The organism is Streptomyces sp. NPDC091376 (genome assembly GCF_044757085.1).
Lineage (GTDB): Bacteria > Actinomycetota > Actinomycetes > Streptomycetales > Streptomycetaceae > Streptomyces > Streptomyces pratisoli.
The window spans coordinates 42878-63607 of sequence record NZ_JBIVUF010000013.1 but is presented as its reverse complement, the minus strand read 5'-3'; the positions used below and the strand labels follow the sequence as shown (position 1 = coordinate 63607).

Annotated in this window: 12 protein-coding genes; 2 read left to right on the top strand and 10 right to left on the bottom strand. The window is 69.0% G+C overall.

What is annotated here, in order from left to right:
- Window positions 1–75: 75 nt before the first annotated feature.
- The 10 genes from ACIQMR_RS26065 to ngcE all read right to left on the bottom strand — a co-directional run bounded on the left by ACIQMR_RS26065 (window position 76) and on the right by ngcE (window position 14318).
- Window positions 76–1737, bottom strand: coding sequence for an ArnT family glycosyltransferase (locus tag ACIQMR_RS26065; protein WP_401391826.1), 1662 nt, complete (start codon window positions 1735–1737; stop codon window positions 76–78).
- Between the two features lie 84 nt (window positions 1738–1821).
- A complete protein-coding gene (locus tag ACIQMR_RS26060; RefSeq protein WP_401391823.1) occupies window positions 1822–3333 on the bottom strand; it encodes an amino acid permease in 1512 nt (503 codons plus the stop codon).
- A 166-nt stretch (window positions 3334–3499) separates the two neighbouring features.
- Window positions 3500–5434 carry a 1-deoxy-D-xylulose-5-phosphate synthase gene (gene dxs / locus ACIQMR_RS26055; RefSeq protein WP_401391821.1) on the bottom strand — a complete coding sequence of 645 codons (1935 nt, stop codon included), beginning with the start codon at window positions 5432–5434 and terminating at the stop codon, window positions 3500–3502.
- A 207-nt stretch (window positions 5435–5641) separates the two neighbouring features.
- Window positions 5642–6937, bottom strand: coding sequence for a sugar ABC transporter permease (locus ACIQMR_RS26050; protein ID WP_401391818.1), 1296 nt, complete (start codon window positions 6935–6937; stop codon window positions 5642–5644).
- Window positions 6934–7722 carry an ATP-binding cassette domain-containing protein gene (locus tag ACIQMR_RS26045; protein ID WP_401391815.1) on the bottom strand — a complete coding sequence of 263 codons (789 nt, stop codon included), beginning with the start codon at window positions 7720–7722 and terminating at the stop codon, window positions 6934–6936. The genes ACIQMR_RS26050 and ACIQMR_RS26045 overlap by 4 nt, the downstream gene beginning before the upstream one ends.
- 184 nt (window positions 7723–7906) lie before the next feature.
- On the bottom strand, window positions 7907–9019 hold the full coding sequence (locus ACIQMR_RS26040; protein ID WP_401391812.1) for a substrate-binding domain-containing protein: 1113 nt from the start codon (window positions 9017–9019) through the stop codon (window positions 7907–7909).
- 120 nt (window positions 9020–9139) lie between these two features.
- Window positions 9140–10339: an ROK family transcriptional regulator gene (locus ACIQMR_RS26035; protein WP_401392239.1), complete on the bottom strand. Its 1200-nt coding sequence runs from the start codon at window positions 10337–10339 to the stop codon at window positions 9140–9142.
- A gap of 709 nt (window positions 10340–11048) precedes the next feature.
- Window positions 11049–11921, bottom strand: a complete 873-nt coding sequence (locus tag ACIQMR_RS26030) for a carbohydrate ABC transporter permease (RefSeq protein ID WP_401391809.1) — start codon at window positions 11919–11921, stop codon at window positions 11049–11051.
- The gene (locus tag ACIQMR_RS26025; protein ID WP_401391806.1) at window positions 11918–12973 is read right to left on the bottom strand and encodes a carbohydrate ABC transporter permease; all 1056 of its coding nucleotides are present in this window, start codon (window positions 12971–12973) and stop codon (window positions 11918–11920) included. Before ACIQMR_RS26025 ends, ACIQMR_RS26030 begins: the two co-directional genes overlap by 4 nt.
- 7 nt (window positions 12974–12980) lie before the next feature.
- Window positions 12981–14318, bottom strand: a complete 1338-nt coding sequence (ngcE, locus tag ACIQMR_RS26020) for an N-acetylglucosamine/diacetylchitobiose ABC transporter substrate-binding protein (protein ID WP_401392237.1) — start codon at window positions 14316–14318, stop codon at window positions 12981–12983.
- 922 nt (window positions 14319–15240) lie between these two features.
- Here ngcE and ACIQMR_RS26015 point away from each other — a divergent pair.
- Both ACIQMR_RS26015 and ACIQMR_RS26010 read left to right on the top strand, forming a co-directional pair.
- Window positions 15241–19089 carry a GH92 family glycosyl hydrolase gene (locus ACIQMR_RS26015; protein ID WP_401391803.1) on the top strand — a complete coding sequence of 1283 codons (3849 nt, stop codon included), beginning with the start codon at window positions 15241–15243 and terminating at the stop codon, window positions 19087–19089.
- Window positions 19090–19391: 302 nt separating this feature from the next.
- On the top strand, window positions 19392–20693 hold the full coding sequence (locus tag ACIQMR_RS26010) for an acyl-CoA thioesterase/bile acid-CoA:amino acid N-acyltransferase family protein (RefSeq protein ID WP_401391800.1): 1302 nt from the start codon (window positions 19392–19394) through the stop codon (window positions 20691–20693).
- The last annotated feature ends 37 nt before the right edge of the window (window positions 20694–20730 follow it).

The following is a 20730-nucleotide window of genomic DNA, read 5'->3' as shown; positions in this document are numbered from 1 at the left end:
GGGACCGGGGCCGTCACCGTCCCGTCGGGGCCGTCACCCTTCCGTGTGGGCGGGTCACCGTCCCGTGTGGGCGGGTCACCCTCCCGTCGTACGGACGTACAGCACCGCGCCGTCGACCGGGTCCGGCAGCGGCCGGTAGTACCGGGCGAGCAGCCGGCGCAGGGTGGGCAGCCGTTCCGCGGCGTACGGCTTGCCGCGCGAGTCGTCGACGATCAGCGCCGGCGGGCTGCCGTGCAGTTCGCGTACGAGAACGGGCCAGGCGCCCGCCACCCCGTACCGCTCGCCGACCTGAGGGCCGTCGCGGCCTCCGCTGTAGTTGGTGAGCAGTCCGGCGGTCAGGTAGCGGCTGGCGGGGTCGCGGTCGGCGAGCCAGTACGTCTCCGGGTGCATCCCCCACAGCAGCACGCGCTCCTGCGGGGCGGTGCGGTGCCGTACCTCGGCGGCGAGCCGGACGGCGTGGGCCAGCTCGGGGCGGGGCGCCAGCAGGCCCCAGGTGAGGAAGAGCGCACAGGCGCCGGCGGAGCCGAGCAGCGCGGTGGCGAGCCGGGCGCGCGGCAGGACCTGCAGGGCGGCCGTCGCGAGCAGGACGAGGGGCGGCAGGAGCTGCAGGTAGTAGTGGCCGAAGAAGTGGAGGCCGAGGAGGACCGCGGCCGCGGAGGAGGCCAGCCACAGCCACAGGTCCGCGGCCCCGGTCCTGGCGATCCTGAGGACGCGTACGACGGGCGGAACCAGTCCGGCGCATGCCGCGCCGAGGAGGGCGGTGTTCGCCAGGCCCCGGGAGAGGACGTGCAGTTCGGAGCCGGTGAAGGCGGCGTAGGCGCCCGATCCGGTCACCGTCCAGAAGACGAAGCCCGACGGGTCGGTGAGCAGCGCTGCCGCCGTCAGCGGCAGGGCGAACGCGAGTCCCAGCCGCAGCGGACCGGCCCGCCGCGCGTACGTGCCTCGCCCGGAGGGGCCTCGTGCGGAGGGGCCTCGTGCGGAGGGGCCTCGTGCGGACGGACCGCTCGGTGCCGGGCGGCGCGGGGAGGATCTGCGCGGCGAGGAGCGCCAGAGCAGCCACAGCACGGGGACGAGGACGGCCCCGCCGGTCTGTTTCACCAGGACCGCCCCGGCGACGGCGAGGCCGGCGGCGCCCCAGCGGCCTTTCCCCGCGTACATCACGGCGGCGGCGGTGAAGGGGAGCATGAAGATCTCGAACGTGGCCGCCTGCGCGTCCTCGGGGTTCAGTCCGATCGAGACCAGCAGATAGAGGACGCCGGCGGTGCGCCCCGCCCGGTCGCCCCAGCGTTCGCGTGCGGTGGCCGCCAGGACGAGGGCGGTGAGCAGCTGGGAGAGGACGGCGAGGACCTTGAGCGGGCGCAGCGACTCGTCGCCGAAGACCGCGAAGGCCGCCGCGTACAGCCAGGGCAGCAGGGGTGGTTTGCGGTCGACGACGGTCTCGTACAGCTCTCCCCCGTCGGCGAGCATCCGTGCCTGGACGGCGAGGAAGCCCTCGTCGGGGTTCCACAGGATGTGCCGGAACGAGGGCAGCCGGGTCACGACGGCGAGCACGGCGAGGACGGGAAGCAGCCGCCGCCAGTAGCCGGCCGGTGCCGGCGCCCCGCCGCCCGCAGCGACCGCCACGGCCGCGGAGGCGGTCCTGGGCGCGGCCGTCCTCGGTGCGGGCACGGACGGATGCGCGGCCGCGGACGGGGGCGCGGCCGCGGACGGCGCTGAGGTCGGCGGCTCGACGAGCATGCGCACACACTAGGGCCCCGTATGCCCCCTTATGGGGGGACATACGGGGCCGAAAAGCACCTGCGGCGTCCCGTGGTACGGCGTCTAGTACAGGGCGTCCTGGCCCGCCTTGCCGAGGCGGCTGTGGGAGCGGCCGTACAGGTAGTAGACGACGACGCCGATCGCCATCCAGACCGCGAAGCGCAGCCAGGTCTCGGACGGCAGGTTCAGCATCAGCCAGAGCGACGCCGCGATGGAGACGATGGGGAGCGTCGGCACCCACGGGGTGCGGAAGGCGCGGGGCAGGTCGGGGCGGGAGCGGCGGAGGATGATGACGCCGAGGGCCACGATCACGAAGGCGAAGAGCGTGCCGATGTTCACCAGGGCCGCGAGCGCCTCGAGGCTGGTGAAGCCGGCGATGACGGCGATGACGCAGCCGAGCACGATCGTCGCCCGGTGGGGGGTGCGGAACTTCGGGTGGGTGACGGAGAAGAAGCGCGGCAGCAGCCCGTCACGGCTCATCGCGAAGAACACCCGGGTCTGGCCCAGGAGCAGGATCATGCAGACGGTGATGAGTCCCACGACCGCGCCGAGGCTGATGGCACCGGCGAAGAAGGGCTGGTTGACGGACTTGAAGGCGTCGGCGAGCGGCGCGGTCGCCGACATCTCCTTGTAGTTCTGCATACCGGTGACGACGAGCGTCACGGCCACGTACAGCACGGTGCAGATGAGCAGCGAACCCAGGATGCCGCGGGGCATGTCCCGCTGGGGGTTCTTGGTCTCCTCGGCCGCGGTGGCGACGACGTCGAACCCGATGAAGGCGAAGAAGACGATGGACGCCGCGGTGAAGATGCCCATGACGCCGAAGTTGGTGGGCTCGTAGCCGAACAGCACCTGCACCAGAGGCGCCGTGAGGCCGCTCCCCGTCTCCTGCGCCTCGGCCGGGGGGACGAACGGGGTGTAGTTGTCGGCCTTGATGAAGAACAGGCCCGCGACGATGACCAGCAGGACCACGGTCACCTTGATCGCGACGACGATCGCGGTGATCCGGGCGGACAGTTTCATGCCGATGACGAGGATGGCGGTCAGCGCCAGGATGAGCAGGAAGGCGAGCAGGTCGAAGTGCCCTCCCGCATCGGGTCCCGACAGCGCGGCGGGCATGTCCCAGCCGAGGTTGGTCGCCAGGAGGTGCCGCGCGTACCCGGACCAGCCGACCGCGACCACGGCGGTGCCGAGCGCGAACTCCAGGACCAGGTCCCAGCCGATGATCCAGGCCGGCAGTTCGCCGATGGAGGCGTAGGAGAAGGTGTACGCGGAGCCGGCCACCGGCACGGTGGAGGCGAATTCCGCGTAGCAGAGCGCCGCCAGTGCGCAGACGACGCCCGCGGCGACGAAGGACAGGGCGGTCGCGGGCCCGGCGTTCTCCTTGGCGGCGATACCGGTGAGCACGAAGATGCCCGTTCCGATGATGACGCCGACGCCGAAGACGGTCAGGTCCCAGGCGGAGAGGGACTTCTTCAGCGCGTGCTCGGGCTCCTCGGTGTCCCGGATCGACTGCTCGACCGTCTTGGTCCGGAACGCCCCGGTGTTCCTCGGGGACTGTTGCTGTGTGCTCACCGGCGTACCTCCGTACCCATGGCCATAGATCCATGATCGAGAGGGGTGCGGGACCTCGCCCGCCCTCGGAGGGCGTTTCACACGAAAGGACCGGCCGGAAACCTCATTCGGTACTCCGACCGGCCCAATCCGTCTGCCGGGGTCTGTACGCCGGACGGCGTCCGGATCAGTCGCGCGCGGGCTCCGGAGCCTCGGCCGGGTCGCCGTCGAGACGGCTGTCGAGCCGCCCGTCGAGCTTGGCGACGAGGCCCGTGACCTGCCGGGCGATGTCCGGCGCGGTCAGCCCGATCTCGGCCATGACCTCCTTGCGGGAGGCGTGGTCGAGGAAGCGCGGCGGGATGCCGAAGTCACGCAGCGGCAGGTCCACACCGGCGTCGCGCAGCGCCTGGGAGACGGCGGCACCGACACCGCCGACGCGGCTGTTGTCCTCGACGGTGACGACGACCCGGTGGCGGTCGGCGAGCGGCGCGAGGGCCTCGTCGACCGGCTTGACCCAGCGGGGGTCGACGACGGTCGTGGAGATGCCCTGCTTGTCGAGGAGATCGGCGATCTCCAGGCACATCGGCGCCAGGGCGCCGACGGAGACCAGGAGCACGTCCGGCCTGTCCGTGCCCGGTTCACGCAGGACGTCCATGCCGCCGACGCGGCCGACGGCCGGCACGGCGGGGCCGACCACGCCCTTGGAGTAACGCACCACGGTCGGCGCGTCCTTGACCTCGACGGCCTCGCGGAGCTGGGCGCGCAACTGCTGGGCGTCGCGCGGGGCCGACATCCGCAGGGTGGGGACGACCTGGAGGATCGACATGTCCCACATGCCGTTGTGGGAGGCGCCGTCGTCGCCGGTGACACCCGCCCGGTCGAGCACGAATGTGACACCGCACTTGTGCAGTGCCACATCCATCAGCACCTGGTCGAAGGCGCGGTTGAGGAACGTCGCGTAGACGGCGAAGACCGGGTGGACGCCGCCGGTGGCGAGACCGGCCGCCGAGGTCGCGGCGTGCTGCTCGGCGATGCCGACGTCGTACACCCGGTCGGGGAACGCCTCGGCGAACTTCTTCAGTCCGACGGGCTGGAGCATCGCCGCGGTGATCGCGACGATGTCCTCGCGCTCCTTGCCGAGCTTGACCATCTCGTCGCCGAAGACCGAGGTCCAGCTGGCGGCCGAGGTCTTGACGGGCAGCCCGGTGTCGGGGTGGATCGGTCCGATGCCGTGGAAGCGGTCGGCCTCGTCCTGTTCCGCGTGCTGGTAGCCGCGGCCCTTCTCGGTGAGGCAGTGCACGATGACCGGGCCGCGGAACCGCTTGGCGCGGGTCAGCGCGGACTCCAGGGCCTCCATGTCGTGGCCGTCGATGGGGCCGACGTACTTGAGGCCGAGGTCCTCGAACATGCCCTGCGGGGCGATGAAGTCCTTCAGGCCCTTCTTGGCGCCGTGCAGGGTCTCGTAGAGCGGCTTCCCGACGACGGGGGTGCGCTCCAGGATGTCCTTGCCGCGGGCGAGGAAGCGCTCGTAGCCGTCGGTGGTGCGCAGCGTGGCCAGGTGGTTCGCGAGCCCGCCGATCGTGGGGGCGTACGAGCGCTCGTTGTCGTTGACGACGATGACGAGCGGGCGGTCCTTGGCGTCGGCGATGTTGTTCAGCGCCTCCCAGGCCATGCCGCCGGTCAGCGCGCCGTCACCGATGACGGCGACGACGTGGTCGTCCTTCCGCAGCACCTCGTTGGCCTTGGCGAGGCCGTCCGCCCAGCCGAGGACGGTGGAGGCGTGCGAGTTCTCGATGACGTCGTGCTCGGACTCGGCGCGCGAGGGGTAGCCGGACAGGCCGCCCTTGGCGCGCAGCTTCGTGAAGTCCTGGCGGCCGGTCAGCAGCTTGTGCACATAGCTCTGGTGTCCGGTGTCGAAGAGCACCTTGTCGTTCGGGGAGTCGAAGACGCGGTGCAGGGCGATGGTCAGCTCGACCACGCCGAGGTTGGGGCCGAGGTGTCCGCCGGTCTTCGAGACCGCGTCCACGAGGAAGGTGCGGATCTCTGCGGCCAGCTGGTCGAGCTGCTCCGGGCCGAGTCGGTCCAGATCGCGCGGTCCCCTGATACGGGTAAGCAATGCCACCCGTGCCTCCTTGCGTTTGAGCTGGTCGAGCTTGCCGATTTGTCGAGTCTAATGTTCCGCTCCCGGCGCCTGTCATCGGGCGGGGCCTTGAGCGTCACGCCTTTGGCGGACATCGCCCTGTGTCCCCCGTGCGCGTCCCCCGTGGTCCTGTGAACACGCAGCAGTGCCCGGCGCCGGTTCCGGCGCCGGGCACTGCTGCGTGGACCGTTACGCGCGGCCCGCGGTCTTCTGCGTCTTGCGCGTGACCGAGTCGATCACGACGGTGGCGAGGAGCACACCACCGGTGATCATGAACTGGATCGGCGTGGCGATGCCCTCGAGCTGGAGCCCGTACTGGATCGAGACGATCACCATGACGCCGAGCAGCGCGTTCCAGGTGCGGCCGCGGCCGCCGAAGAGGCTGGTGCCGCCGATGACGGCCGCCGCGATGACGTTCATCAGGAGGTCACCGGCGCCGGCGCTCTGGTTGGCTGCCGCGATCTTGGACGCCCAGAACAGGCCGCCGACGGCGGCGAAGGTGCCCGCGATGGCGAAGACCGAGATCCGCACCGCCGTGACGTTGATGCCGGCGCGGCGGGACGCCTCGACGCTGCCGCCGAGCGCGAAGATCTTCCGGCCGTACGCGGTGCGCCGCAGGACGAAGTCCGTGAGCACCAGGACTGCAAGGAACAGCACCAGTGCCAGGGGCAGGCCCTTGTACTGGTTGAACATGAACGCGGCGGCGAAGGAGACGACCGCGAGCAGCGACGTGCGGAACACGATGTCGCCGAGGGGGCGGGAGGGGACGCCCGCGGCCTGCCGGCGGCGGCTGTCGACGTACGACGAGAGGAAGAAGACGGCCACGGCGGCCGCTGCCAGGCCGTAGGCGGCCGCCACGTCGGAGAAGAAGTACGTGGTCAGGTTGCCCACCACGCCCTCGTCGTCCAGGTTGATGGTGCCCTGGTCACCGAGCAGCTGGAGCATGAAGCCGAGCCAGAAGAGCAGTCCCGCGAGGGTGACCGCGAACGCCGGTGCGCCCAGCCGGGCGAAGAAGAAGCCGTGGATGGCACCGATCGAGGCGCCGCTCACGAGCGCGACGAGGACCGCGAGCCACTCGTTCAGACCGTGTGTCACGCTCAGCACGGCGACGATCGCGCCCGACACACCGCTGACCGAGCCGACCGACAGGTCGATCTCGCCCAGCAGCAGCACGAAGATGATGCCGACGGCCATCATGCCGGTGGCCACCATGGCCACGGAGATGTCGCTCAGGTTCTTCGCGGAGAGGAAGTTCGAGTTCAGGCTCTGGAAGATGACGCAGATCAGGATCAGGCCGATGACGACCGGGATGGAGCCCAGGTCACCCGCGTGCATCTTGCGCTTGAACTCGGTGAGGTAGCCCTTGAGGCCCTGCTCGCGCGCCAGCAGCCGGGGGTCGACCGCGGTGACCGCGTCCTGTGCGGCGTCCGGGTTCACCACCTGGTGCCCGGTGTCGGCGGGTGCCGAAGTCTTGTCGATGCTCACTTCTGCGCCTCCGAGGTGCGCGCCGCACGACGGGTCACGGCGTTGTCCGTGGCGCCGGTGATGGCGGAGATGATCTCTTCCTGCGAGGTGGTCTTGACGTCGAAGACGCCGTTGTTCCGGCCGAGCCGGAGCACTGCCACCTTGTCCGCGACGGCCTTCACATCGGCCATGTTGTGGCTGATGAGGATGACCGCGTGACCGCGCTCGCGCAGCCGCTCCACGAGGTCGAGCACCTGGGCGGTCTGCTCGACGCCGAGGGCGGCGGTGGGCTCGTCGAGGATGACGAGCTTGGGCTCGCCGAGCATCGAACGGGCGATGGCCACGGTCTGGCGCTGGCCGCCGGAGAGCGAGGCGATCGGGATCCGGACGCTGGGGATGCGGATCGACAGGGTGCTCAACAGCTCGCGGGAGCGGCGCTCCATCTCGACCTCGTCGAGGATTCCGCGCTTGCGCAGCTCCCGGCCGAGGTAGAGGTTGCCGACGACGTCGATGTTGTCGCACAGCGCGAGGTCCTGGTAGACGGTCGCGATGCCCAGGCTCTGGGCGTCGTGCGGCCTGTTGATCGAGACCACCTTGCCTTCCCATTCGATGACGCCCTCATCGATGGGGTGCACGCCGGCGATCGTCTTGACCAGGGTGGACTTTCCGGCGCCGTTGTCGCCTACGAGGGCGACCACCTCGCCGCCGTGGATCTCGAGCTCTACGTCGGTGAGCGCCTGAACGGCACCGAACCGCTTGGAGACCCCGCGCAACGCCAGCACGGGCGTAGCGGACACGTGAACCATCTCCTTCGCCGCCTGACCGGCGGGGATGCCGCGCCGGGGGTGTGGCGCGGAGGTTGAGCAGAAGCAAAGGCAAGTGAAGAGCGGAGGAGAAGCGTTTCTGTCCGGTGTCCCGCCCCGATAGCGGGGGCTGAGATGGGGCGGGGCACCGGGCAGGCTTCAGGGAGTGTCCCTCAGGGACGTGGTGCTACTTCAGGCCGAGCGCGTCGCAGGCGGCCTTGTACTTCGGCGTGCAGATGTCGGCGACGGTGTAGACGCCGTCCTTGATGACGGTGTCCTTGATGTTGTCCTTGGTCAGCGAGACGACCGGGACGAGCACCGACGGGACGCCCTTGGTGGTGGGGCTGTCGACCTTGGCCTTGGCGATCGAGTCGAGCTTCTCGCCCTTGGCCAGCGCCACGGCCATCTCGGCGGCCGCGGCGGCCTCCGGGGCGTACGGCTTGTAGACGCTCATGAACTGCTCGCCCGCGACGATCCGCTGCACGCCCGCGAGCTCGGCGTCCTGGCCGGTGACCGGCGGGAGCTTGGTGAAACCGCCGGCCTTCAGGGCGGTGATGATGCCGCCCGCCATGCCGTCGTTGGCGGAGTAGACGCCGATGATCTTGTCCTTGCCGAGGGCCGTGATCGCCGCCTCCATGTTGGCGTTGGCGTTCTCCGGCTTCCACTCCTTGGTGTCGAACTCGCGGCCGATGTTCACCTTGCCCTCGAGCTCGGCCTTCGCGCCCTTCTTGAAGAGGGCGGCGTTCGGGTCGGTGATCGCGCCGTTCATCATCACGATCTGGCCGTCCTTGGCCTTGGCGCCGAGCGCCTCCAGCAGCGCCTTGCCCTGGACGTGGCCGACCTCTTCGTTGTCGAAGGAGGTGTAGGCGTCGATCGGGCCCTCGGCGAGGCGGTCGAAGGCGACGACGGGGATGCCCTCGGCCTTGGCCTTCTTCACGCTGCCGGCGATGGCCTTGGAGTCCACCGCGTCGACGATCAGCGCGTCCACCTTGTTGGTGATCATGGTGTCGACCTGCTGGTTCTGCAGCGTCGCGTCCTGCTTGGCGTTGGCGTAGACGACCTTCGCCTTGCCGTTCGTGAGCTCGCTGATCTTCTTCTCGATGAGCGGCTTGTCGAACTTCTCGTAACGCGCGGTCTGGTTCTCGGGGAGCAGAAGACCGATGGTGATGTCGTCGCCCTTCGCGGCGCCGGTCTTGGAGCCGTTGTCCCCGGACTCCTTGGCGCTGCCGCAGGCGGCGAGGGACGCGGCCATCGCGGTGGCGGCCACGGCCACGGCGGCACGACGCATCTGCGTGTTCATTCAGAAACCTCCCTGACGAGGCCGCGTCGTTGCGGCCGAGGTGGCTGGAAGTCAACTCGGCCGCAACGCCAGCGTCAAGGAGTAAATCCTTAACGAGATGACAACGGTGCCATTCGTTATCTAAGTGAAGGCAGGCGTCCCGGCCGGGACCGAGCTGTCCAGAAGTGTCGAATCGCCCATTTCGCTCAGGACGAGGGCCAGCGCACCCAGCACCTCGGCCCTGCCGCCGAGCGCCCCCGGAAGCACCGAGAGCCGCCGTGCCGCGCTCGGAATCGCATACCGGGAGACCGATTCGCGGATCGGCGCCAGGACCAGCTCCCCCGCCTCGGCGAGGTTGCCGCCGAGCACCACCCTGCTGGGATTGAGCAGGTTGCACAGGTTCGCCACCCCGCTGCCGATGTGCCGGCCCACGTCGGCGACCACCCGGCGGCAGCCCGGGTCGCCCTCGCGCGCCAGCTGCACCACGCGCTCCATGGTCAGATCGGGGCCGTGGCTGGGCTGCAGCAGCGGCAGGACGTACCGGGCGGCCGCGAACGTCTCCAGGCACCCGCGGTTGCCGCAGCGGCAGACCGGCCCCGACTCGTCCAGCGTGATGTGCCCGATCTCCCCGGCGGTGCCGCCGGGCCCACGGTAGATCTGGCCCTCTATGACCAGACCGGCGCCCACCCCGCTGGCGACCTTGATGTACGCGAGGTCCTTCACCCCGCGGCCGCTTCCCCACACCAGCTCGCCCAGGGCGCCCAGATTGGCGTCGTTGTCGACGTACACCGGCACCCCGAGCCGCCGCGACAGCTCGTCGCTGGGGTTGATCCCGCTCCAGCCCGGCAGGATCGCGGTGGACCCGAGCGTCCCGGACTCCACGTCGATCGGCCCCGGTACGCCCAGACCCACCCCGACGATCTTGTCCTGGCCGATTCCGGTCGCCTCGATCAGCCGGGTGACCAGCTGTTCCGCCCGGTCGAAGCCCTGGGCCGAGGAGGCGTCGACGTCCAGCGGCTCGGACTCCTCGGCGAGGACCTGATGGGCCAGATTGCCGATGGCGACCCGCAGATGGGTGTGCCCGAAGTCGACGCCGATGACGATGCCCGCGTCGCCGCTCAGCGAGACGCTGCGGGCCCGGCGGCCGCCCGCCGAGGTGGGGGTGACCTCGACGGTCCCGCCGTCCTTCAGCTCGCGAACGATGTTGGAGACCGTGGCGGCGGACAGGCCCGTGGTCCTGGCGATCTCGGCCTGGGTGAGCGAACCGGCCAGACGCACGGCACGTACGACCCGCTCAAGATTGGCCCGGTGCAGCGAGGACTGCGAGCCCGGAGTCTCCACGACCATCCACTCCCACCTCGACGGGACGGCGCGACGGCCGCGCCCGTCTGCCGGGGCACGGCGATGTGACCCCGGACTGTCTACAACTAGTGAAGTATAGGCTCGATGCACACTCTTACTGGCGTCAAGACCTTGATGAGACTGTGACCCAATACGTTCCGATTTTCGCCTCGCCTACGTGATGTCCTACTCGGTGACTCGAGTTTCGCACTGTGCGGTTCGTCCACGCTGTGCTCACGAAGTTGGCCCGGCAAAGCATGATCGCGCCCGGTCGGCGCGGCGCCTGCCGCCCACCGCCGTGTACGCACACGACGAAGGCATCGGCGCCGGCCGTCCCGCGCGGTCACAACTCGACGACCAAGGCGCCCCTGCCCGAGGTTCAGGTGCTGGGCGTCGACGAGACGCGGCGCGGACGGCCCCGCCGGGAACAGACAGCGCCACTGGCACGTGGATGCCGACGCGCGATCGGTGGCCGACCGGCTTCGTCAACGCCATCGGCACCGGCGGCCCGCTCGGCCAGGTCAAGGGGTATCAGGTGAGGGCGGCGGAGACGACGGATCCGAAAGAGCACGGCCTTCGCTCGGGGCAAGGCACATGACGACGCGACCGGCGTTGTTCGCCGAGCCGCGGCGGACGCACGCACCATGAAGCGAGACCAGCTGCCGAGGTCAACGATTGTTGACCTCGGCAGCTGGTCAGACGGCAGGCGTCAGCGGAAGGTGCCCTGCGACACCGAACCGGCGATCCGGCGTTGGAACAGGACGTACACGATCAGTACAGGCACCACCGTGACCACGATCGCCGCGAACAGCGCACCGTAGTCGATGTCGTAGACCTGCGAGGACGCGTAGGCGGCCATGCCCTGGGTCAGGACCCACTTGTCCTGGTCGGTGTTGAGCGCCACCGGCAGCAGGAACTGGTTCCACAACCCCAGGAAGTTGAAGATCGCCACCGCGGCCATGCCTGGACGTGCCATCGGCAACATCACCTGGAAGAACGCCCGCCAGTCACCGGCACCGTCGATCAACGCGGCCTCGTAGACGTCATGCGGCAGTGACCGGAAGAACGCATAGAGGAAGAACATCGTGAACGGCAGCGCGAACGCGACGTAGGTGAGGATCAGTCCCGGACGCGTGTTCAGCAACCCGAGGTTCTGCAGCTGGAAGAACAGCGGCACGATCGCCAGGAAGACGGGGAAGGTCAACCCGGCCAGCATCACGTAGTAGATCAGCCGACGCCCGGGGAACTCGAAACGGGCGAGGATGTAGGCGCACATCGCGCCCAACAACATCACCAGGAACAGCGCACAGACGACGACGATCACCGAATTCAGGAAGTACTTCCCGATGTTCGCGTCGGTCCACGCGTTCGAGTAGTTCTCGACCCTCCAGTGATCCGGAAGCGAGAACGGCGACGACAGGATCTCACCGGTCGACTTGAACGACGACATCAGCACCCAGAGCATGGGCACGATCACGATCACGGCCCACACGGTCAGCAAGGCGTGCGAGATCGTCGCAAACCTGCGGTCGCTGCTTGCGGAGGCTCTCACCAGCCTCCGGTCGGTGGCTACGGCGCTCATTGAGCACCTCCCTTGGCTCCAGCACGCCGAGCCTTGGACCCACGCGCATTGTCTTTGCCCTCGCCACCGCCGGTCAGGCGATTGACGGTGAACACCAGCACCGCGAACACCAGGGTGACAACGGCGAGGACGACCCCCATCGCGGTGGCGTATCCGAACTGCTGCTGCCGGAAGGCGACATTGAACAGCCGCTGACTGATCGTGAGGGTCGAGTTGTCCGGCCCTCCGTTCGGCAACAGCGCCTGTACGAAGACGAACGCGTCCAGCGCGGCGATGCCCAGGTAGATGTACGCCGTCTGCACACTGTCCCGGATCGCCGGCAGGGTGATCGAGATCGTTGTCCGGAACCGACCGGCCCCGTCGATCCTGGCCGCCTCGTACAGCTCGGCGGGAACTCCCTTGATCGCGGCGATGAAGAGCACCGCGTAGAACCCGACGAGCCCCCAGACGAAGACGAACATCAGGGACGGCATCGCGGTCGCCGTTTCGCCCAGCCAGGCGAAAGCCTCGAACTGGTCAAGGCCGATCTTGGTGAGGAAGCCGTTGACCAGGCCGGCGTTCGGGTCGAACATCTGCGCCCAGATCAGGCCGACGATGATCGCCGGCACGACGTAGGGGAAGAACGAGATGATCCGGTAGAACGACGCCCCCCGGATCCCTCGGACGGGGCCTTTGCTGGGCCCGCCCAGCGTGATGGCCACCGCGACCCCGAGGGCGAGAGTCAACGTCACGAACGGCACGATGGCCGCCAGCAACGCGACATTGCGCAACGCCTTCAGGAAGACGTCGTCCTGGAACATCTTGGTGAAGTTGTCCAGCCCGACGAAGTTGTAGTCCGGGCTGAAGCCGCGCCAGTCGGTCATCCCCCAGTAGATCGCCTGGACGAACGGGATCAGGACGAAGGTCACGAAGACGGCCAGCGGGATACCGAGGAACGCGAGGAAGAACGTCACCCGGTCGAAGGTGAGCTTGCGGCGTCGGGGACGCCCGCCGCGAGCGGCCGGCGTCGGCCGGTCGCTCGCGGTCTCGGGGATGGTGATTGTGTCACTCATGGCGGTACTAGCTGACCTCGAACTTCTCGATGGAGTCGTCTTCCCGGATCTTGTCGGAGATCTTCTGCAGAGCCGAGGTCAGGCCCTTGGCGTCGATGTCACCGGCGAGGAACGAGTTCCACGGCACCAGCTGGTCGGTGTTCATCCCGTAGGCCTCGACGAACAGGTAGTTGAAGATGTTCTGGCCCGCGGCCTCGAGCATCTTCGACTGTGAGACCAGCGCGGACGATCCGTAGCCGTCTGCGGGCACGGTGCCCTTGACGATCGTCGGGGCCAGCTTCGTCCTGGAGAAGTTGGCAGCCGCCTCCTTGGACAGCATCGCCCGCAGCACCTCCTTACCGCCGGCCGGGTTCTTGCCCTGCTTGGGCACGATGAACGGCTCGCCCGCGGCCGCGCGAAGCGCCTCGTAGGGAATCTTCGGCTTACCGGTGAGCGTCATTGACGGAACTCCAGTCATCTGGAAGTCCGTCTTGGTGGCGTCCTTCATCTCGTTCTCGATCCAGCCACCGGACGGGTAGAGAAGCGCCTTCTGGTCGTTGCTCCAGATCGCCTGCGCCTTCTGGAACTGCGTGCCGGAGCCACCGGGGACGAACATCTTCTCCTTGACCATGGTCTCCATGATCTTGAGAACGCCCTGGATGGCCGGATGCGACCAGGAGTCCTTCTCCAGCTTCTCGAGAGCGATCCGGACCTCGTCGCCGCCCTCCTTGATCGCCGAGTCGATCAGGAGCGTCCGGTAATAGGTCGCGGCTTCCTTGCCGTGGACGAAGAGGTACTTGCCCTTCTTCTTCGCCTGCTGGCCGAGGTCGAGCGCCTCGTCCCAGGTCTTGGGCGGGGTCCAGCCGTTCGCCTCGAACAGCGTCTTCGAGTACCAGACGCCGTACACCGTCATCACGTAGTTGAGCGCGACGAACTTGCCGTTGTACGTTCCGGGCTTCTTGACGCCCGCGTAGAGCGTGTCGGCGATCTTCGTGCCTTCGTAGTTCTTCGCCTCAAGGACGTCATCCAGTGTCTCGAGCTGGTCGAGGATGCCGAGGAACCCGATCTGGTCCTCACCGGAGTTGTCGATGAGGTCCGGCGGGTTACCGCCGACGAACCGGGGCTGGAGCTCGGGGGCAATGTCGACGACCGGCTTGACCTGGACCGCGACACCCTTGACCTGCTTCCCGATGACCTTGTTGGCGTATTCGACATAGTCAACGCCGTAGCCGCCGTCGAAGATGGCCGCTTCGACCTTGGAACCTTCGGCGACACCGAACGGGTTGGTGGCCCCCACCTTGCCCTTCGGGCCGCCGCCACCACCGTTGCCAGAGGGAGATCCACACGCAACCGCAAGCGAACCCATGGCTGCCGTTGCGATCGCCCCGCGCAGGAGCGTCCGCCTGTCAAAAGAGCCGGTACGAGAGGTCATCTCTGCATCCTTACCGATCGTTTGGATCTTCATGGGTTTGCTGCGTGTTCGGCTGTCAGGCCAGGTTGGCCATGCGCTTGCCGCACTTCTCTTTGAGCGCGTCCTTGCGTGAGTCTCCGCCTGGGATGTTGGCGGACATGTACATCGGGGCGTATCGCCGTTTCGGAGCCGCTCAGCGACACCGATGGTGATCAGCTGAGCGACGCATGCCGCCGTGATCGACGAGACGGCACCGGCGCCCCTTCACCGCCGCCACTCGATGCACACGAATTCGGAAGAGCGGTCGCCGGGGCCGAGGCCGGAGCGACAGCCGTGCTCCGCTCGATCAGATCGCGGCGGCCCAGCCCGCCGTCCGTGTGCGCGGAGGTGGATCCCATGCTCAAGTCCTCGCCTTCTCCAGGACTCAGGCGGTGAACCGGTCGCCCGTGCGTCTCGCCTGAGGCGAAGGGCCCCGCCACCGCGGTCAATTGCTGAAGCTGGTCGTGCAGGGGTCTACGCGGGAACGGAGATCCGCGCATTGCTGTCGACATTCTCGTCTTCCGGGCCGCCCTTCGTCCCCTTGTCCGCCGCCGTGTCACCGGCAAGTCCGGACGCCGACAGGTATAGTCCACTTCCCGCCACGTGAGCAAGATCGAAAGCAAGGTTGGTCGGCAGTCTTTCCCGAGTTGAGACCTGACGGATATGAGCGTCCCGCCCCGATCCGTACTCCGGGCGGATTCTCGCCGAATCGGCCGATTCCGAGCCCGCCATGCCGTCAACACCCTTGACACCACGCGGCACTTACCTCCCTACTGGTTCCTGCGCATTGCGCTTGACAACGTTGTCTACATCGCTTCGGCGGGAGGAACGGCTCGATATGCGGCCCAGATCCAGCCCTCGGCACTCTCGGCATCCTCGGTACGGACAAGCCCGCGCGGCCGCCCTGGTGGCGGCCGCTTCCCTGCTGGTGGTGACGGCGCAGTCGGCGGCCGTCGCGCTCCCCGCCCAAGCCGCCGCGCCGGCGCGGGAATTCAGCACGTCCTTCGAAGCGGACGAAGCCCAGCCCGACTGGCGCAATACCGTGGAAACGGGACCAGACGGAAAGAAGCGGTCGTTGGGCATCGACGGCGGCTTCGCGTCCGGCATACCGGGCAATGTCACCGACAAGGTCGTCGAGGTGCGTGCCAGCGCCGAGAACTCCGGCGGCGGTGAGACCAAGGAGAATCTGGTCGATCTCCAGCCGTCCACCAAATGGCTGGCGTTCGAGCCGGCCGGCTGGGCCGAGTTCTCCATGGACGCCCCGGTCAAGGTCGTCACCTACGCGCTGACGTCCGCGAACGACTTCGCCGAGCGCGACCCGAAGGACTGGACCCTCCAGGGCTCGGCGGACGGCAAGGACTGGAAGGTCCTGGACACCCGCGAGGGCGAGACGTTCGACAAGCGCTTCCAGACGAAGACGTACGACATCGAGGCGTCGAACGCCGCCGCGTACGGGCACTACCGGCTGGAGATCACCGCCAACAACGGCGCCTCGGGCATCCTCCAGCTCGCCGACGTCCAGTTCTCCGACGGCGACACGAGCGCCCCGGCGCCCGAGGACATGCGCAGCCAGGTCGACCGCGGCCCCGCCGGCTCCCCCACGGCGAAGGCCGGCGCCGGATTCACCGGGACGCGCGCCCTGAAGTACGCGGGCACGCACAAGCCGGACGGCCGCGCCTACTCGTACAACAAGGTCTTCGACGTCGACACGATGGTGAGGCGCGACACGGAGCTGTCGTACCGCGTCTTCCCCTCGCTGCCCGAGACCGATCTCAACTATCCGGCCACGAACGTGGCGGTCGATCTCGCGTTCACCGACGGCACCTATCTGAGTGACCTCCGGGCGGTGGACTCGCACGGCGGGCTGTTGACTCCGCAGGGCCAGGGCGCTGCCAAGCGCCTCTACGTCAACCAGTGGAACCAGGTGGCCTCCGGCATCGGGTCGGTCGCCGCCGGCAAGACCGTGGACCGGATCCTGGTGGCGTACGACTCGCCGAAGGGCCCGGCGAAGTTCCAGGGCTGGATCGACGACGTGCGCATCGCCCCCGAGGCGCCCCGGAAGCGGCTCGAGCATCTGTCGGACTACGCCTCGACGGTGCGCGGCACGAACTCCAGCGGCTCCTTCTCGCGCGGCAACACCTTCCCGGCCACCGCGGTCCCGCACGGCTTCAACTTCTGGACGCCGGTGACCAACGCGGGCTCGCTGAGCTGGCTGTACGAGTACGCGCGCGCCAACAACGCGGACAATCTGCCCACCGTGCAGGCGTTCAGCGCCAGCCATGAGCCGAGCCCCTGGATGGGCGACCGGCAGACCTTCCAGCTGATGCCGTCCGCCGCCGAGGGCACTCCCGACCCGGCGCGTACCGCCCGTGCGCTGCCCTTCCGTCACGAGAAGGAGACCGCGCGCCCGCACTACTACGGCGTGACGTTCGAGAACGGTCTGAAGGCGGAGATCGCTCCCACCGATCACGCCGCGATGATGCGGTTCACCTACCCGGGTGAGAACGCGGCGGTGATCTTCGACAACGTCACCGACCAGGCCGGGCTCACGCTCGACCCGGGGACCAGCTCCTTCACCGGCTACTCGGACGTCAAGAGCGGACTGTCGACGGGTGCGACACGGCTGTTCGTGTACGGCGTCTTCGACGCGCCCGTCACCTCGTCCGCGGCGGAGGGGGTCCGGGGCCATCTCCGCTTCGACGCCGGCAAGGACCGTACGGTGACATTGCGCATTGCCACGTCACTGATCAGCGTGGACCAGGCGAAGAAGAACCTGGCCGGCGAGATCCCCGCCTCGGCGGGCTTCGGCACGGTCAGGGACCGGGCCCAGGACGCCTGGGACGACATCCTCGGCCGGGTCGAGGTCGAGGGCGCGACCCACGACCAGCTGGTGACCCTGTACTCCTCGCTCTACCGGCTGTACCTGTACCCCAACTCCGGCTTCGAGAAGGTCGACGGGAAGGACCGGTACGCGAGCCCGTTCTCGCCGCAGACCGGACCCGACACGCCGACCCACACCGGCGCGAAGATCGTCGACGGGAAGGTGTACGTCAACAACGGTTTCTGGGACACCTACCGGACGACCTGGCCGGCCTACTCCTTCCTCACGCCGAAGAAGGCGGGCGAGCTGGTGGACGGATTCGTCCAGCAGTACAAGGACGGCGGCTGGATCTCCCGCTGGTCCTCCCCCGGCTACGCCGACCTGATGACCGGCACCTCCTCCGACGTCGCCTTCGCCGACGCGTATGTGAAGGGCGTCCGCGGCTTCGACGCCGAGGCGGCGTACGAGGCGGCGCTGAAGAACGCGACCGTCGCGCCGCCGAGCAAGGGCGTGGGCCGCAAGGGCATGGAGACCTCGCCGTTCCTCGGCTACGCCCCGACCGAGACGCACGAAGGCCTGTCGTGGTCGCTGGAGGGCTATCTCAACGACTACGGCCTCTCCAAGATGGCCGACGCGCTCCACGCGAAGACGAAGAAGGCCCGCTACAAGGAGGAGTCCGCCTACTTCCTCAACCGGGCCCGGAATTACGTCTCCCTCTTCGACACGAAGGCCGGCTTCTTCCAGGGCCGCAACGCCAAGGGCGACTGGCGGGTTCCGTCGGACCGGTACGACCCCCGGATCTGGGGTTACGACTACACCGAGACCAATGGCTGGGGATACGCCTTCACCGCGCCGCAGGACAGCCGGGGCCTGGCGAATGTGTACGGCGGCCGGGCGGAACTCGGCAAGAAACTGGACACCTATTTCGCCACTCCGGAAACGGCGTCCCCGGAATTCGTCGGCTCGTACGGCAGTGTCATCCACGAGATGACCGAGGCCCGCGACGTACGGATGGGCATGTACGGCCACTCCAACCAGGTCGCCCACCACGTCACCTACATGTACAACGCGGCCTCGCAGCCCTGGAAAACGCAGGAGAAGGTCCGCGAGGTCCTCTCCCGCCTCTACACCGGAAGCGAGATCGGCCAGGGCTACCACGGTGACGAGGACAACGGCGAACAGTCCGCCTGGTTCCTCTTCTCCGCGCTCGGCTTCTACCCGCTGGTGATGGGCAGCGGGGAGTACGCGGTCGGCTCGCCGCTGTTCACCAAGGCGACCGTGCACCTGGACAACGGCCGCGACCTCGTGGTGAAGGCCCCGAAGAACAGCGCCCGCAACATCTACGTCCAGGGTCTGAAGGTGAACGGCAAGCGCTGGAACTCCACCGCGCTCCCGCACTCGCTGCTGGCGCGCGGCGGCACGCTGGAGTTCGACATGGGCGCGAAGCCGTCGAAGTGGGGCACGGGCGAGAGCGCCGCTCCCGTGTCGGTGACGACGGACGACAAGGTGCCGTCGCCGAGGCACGACGCGATCAGCGGGCCGGGGGCGCTCTTCGACAACACCTCCGGCACGGAGGGGGCGTTGGAGGCGTCCGTGGACCTGCCCGTCGCGGCGGCCACCCGCGCGGTCCAGTACACGCTCACGTCCTCGGCGCGGGACAAGGCGCCGGCGGGCTGGGTCCTGCAGGGCTCGCGGGACGGCACGGCCTGGACCGATGTGGACAGGCGGTCGGGTGAGACGTTCGCCTGGGACAAGCAGACCCGTGTGTTCACGGTCGCGCGCCCGGGGACGTACCAGAAGTACCGGCTGGTGCCGGCCGGCGCCGGTACGCAGACGGTGCTGGCGGAGGTCGAGTTGATCTCGTAGCGTCACGGCGAACCGAGGGCCGCACCCCTGGCGGGGTGCGGCCCTCGGCGTGTTCCCGGCCGGTGCCGAGACCCTCGGCGACGGCGAACGGGCCCCCGGCCCGGGAGCCCGGTCACGGCCCCGGTCACGGCCCGGCCCGGCCCGGTCTGGTCCGGTCCGGTCCGGTCCGTCCCCTGGAGGGTGGCGACGCATGCGACGGGTGCGGGTCGGGTGGGCGACGGGTGTGGGACCGGCGAGCCCCGTCTCACTCGAACGGGAGCGCCCGGTCGCCCGCCGGGCCTCGTGCGCATACGTTCCGAAGCGTGGAACTGACCATCGCGCCCGGTGAGGGACTCGTCGACGAGGTCCCGGAGCTCGTCGTCCGAGGGCTCCGCCCGCATGAGCAGGTGACGGTCCGGATCGACGTGACCGATGCCGCCGGGAGGGCCTGGCGGTCGGACAACCGTTACCGCGCGGACGCCCGCGGAGTCGCCGGCCCGGCGCTGAGCGCGCCGCTGGCGGGCTCCTACAGCGGCGTTGATCCGTCGGGTCCCTGGTGGTCGATGCACAATGTGCAACGTCACCGGTCACCGGTCGTCTTCACGGCGCCGGACGACCAGTTGACGTGGACCGTGCGCTGCGCGGCCGACCGGGCACGCCAGGTCCGGCGGACGGTCGTACGGCGCTGGCGGGCCCGGCGGGTCACCCGGACGGAGTCGATGGACGAGGGGCTGCGAGTCGTCCGGTTCGCCCCGCGTTCGCTGAGCTCCGGGCCCCGGCCGGTGGTGGTCCTGATCCCGGGATCCACCAGCATGGAGGCGGTCACGCCGACGGCCGCGCTGCTGGCGTCCCGGTGCGGCTTCACGACGGTGGTGCTGGGTTACGTGGGCGGTCAGGGACAGCCCCGGACGGTCGCGAATGTTCCGCTCGAACGGTTCACCCGGGCGGTATCGGCGCTGGCGGAGCGCCGGCGGGTCGCCGTCGTCGCCCATTCGGTGGGGACGGGCGGGGCACTGGCGGCGCTCGCCCTGGCCCGGGTCCCGGTGCGGGCGGTGGTGGCGATCGCGCCGACGCATGTCGTGTGGCAGGCGCTCGGCTCCGGTGGCCGGCCGCCGATGACCTCCTCGTGGACGTACCGGGCGGCCCCGCTGCCCTATGTGCCGGTGCGGGGTGAACTGCTGCTGCCGCAGCTGGCCCGGCACGCCCTGCTGCGGCGGCTGCCCGGCGGACGGTCGCGCTCCACGGCGCTGCGGCTGCGGTCCGCGTACGGGGCGGGGCTCTGGGACTCCGCCGCGGTGAAGAACGCGCTGATCCCGGTGGAGGACATCACGGCTCCCCTGCTGGCCGTCGCCGGCACGGACGACGCCGTGTGGCCGTCCGAGGCGATGGCCCGCGCCCTGGTCGAGCGCCGCCGTACCGTCGCGGCCCAGGACGACCTGCTGATCCACCCGGGCGCCGGGCACTTCATGCGCCCTCCGCTGGTCCCGACGACCGCGGACCGGGACGGGATCCTCGTCTCCGGCGGCACGCCGCAGGCCAACGCGCTGGCGCAGGCCGAGACATGGGCGGCGATGACCCGGTTCCTGCAACGTCACCTCGGCTTCACGGAGCCCGCGGACGCGTAGCGGAATGTTGCCCCGCGTTCAACTTTCCTGCACCGGC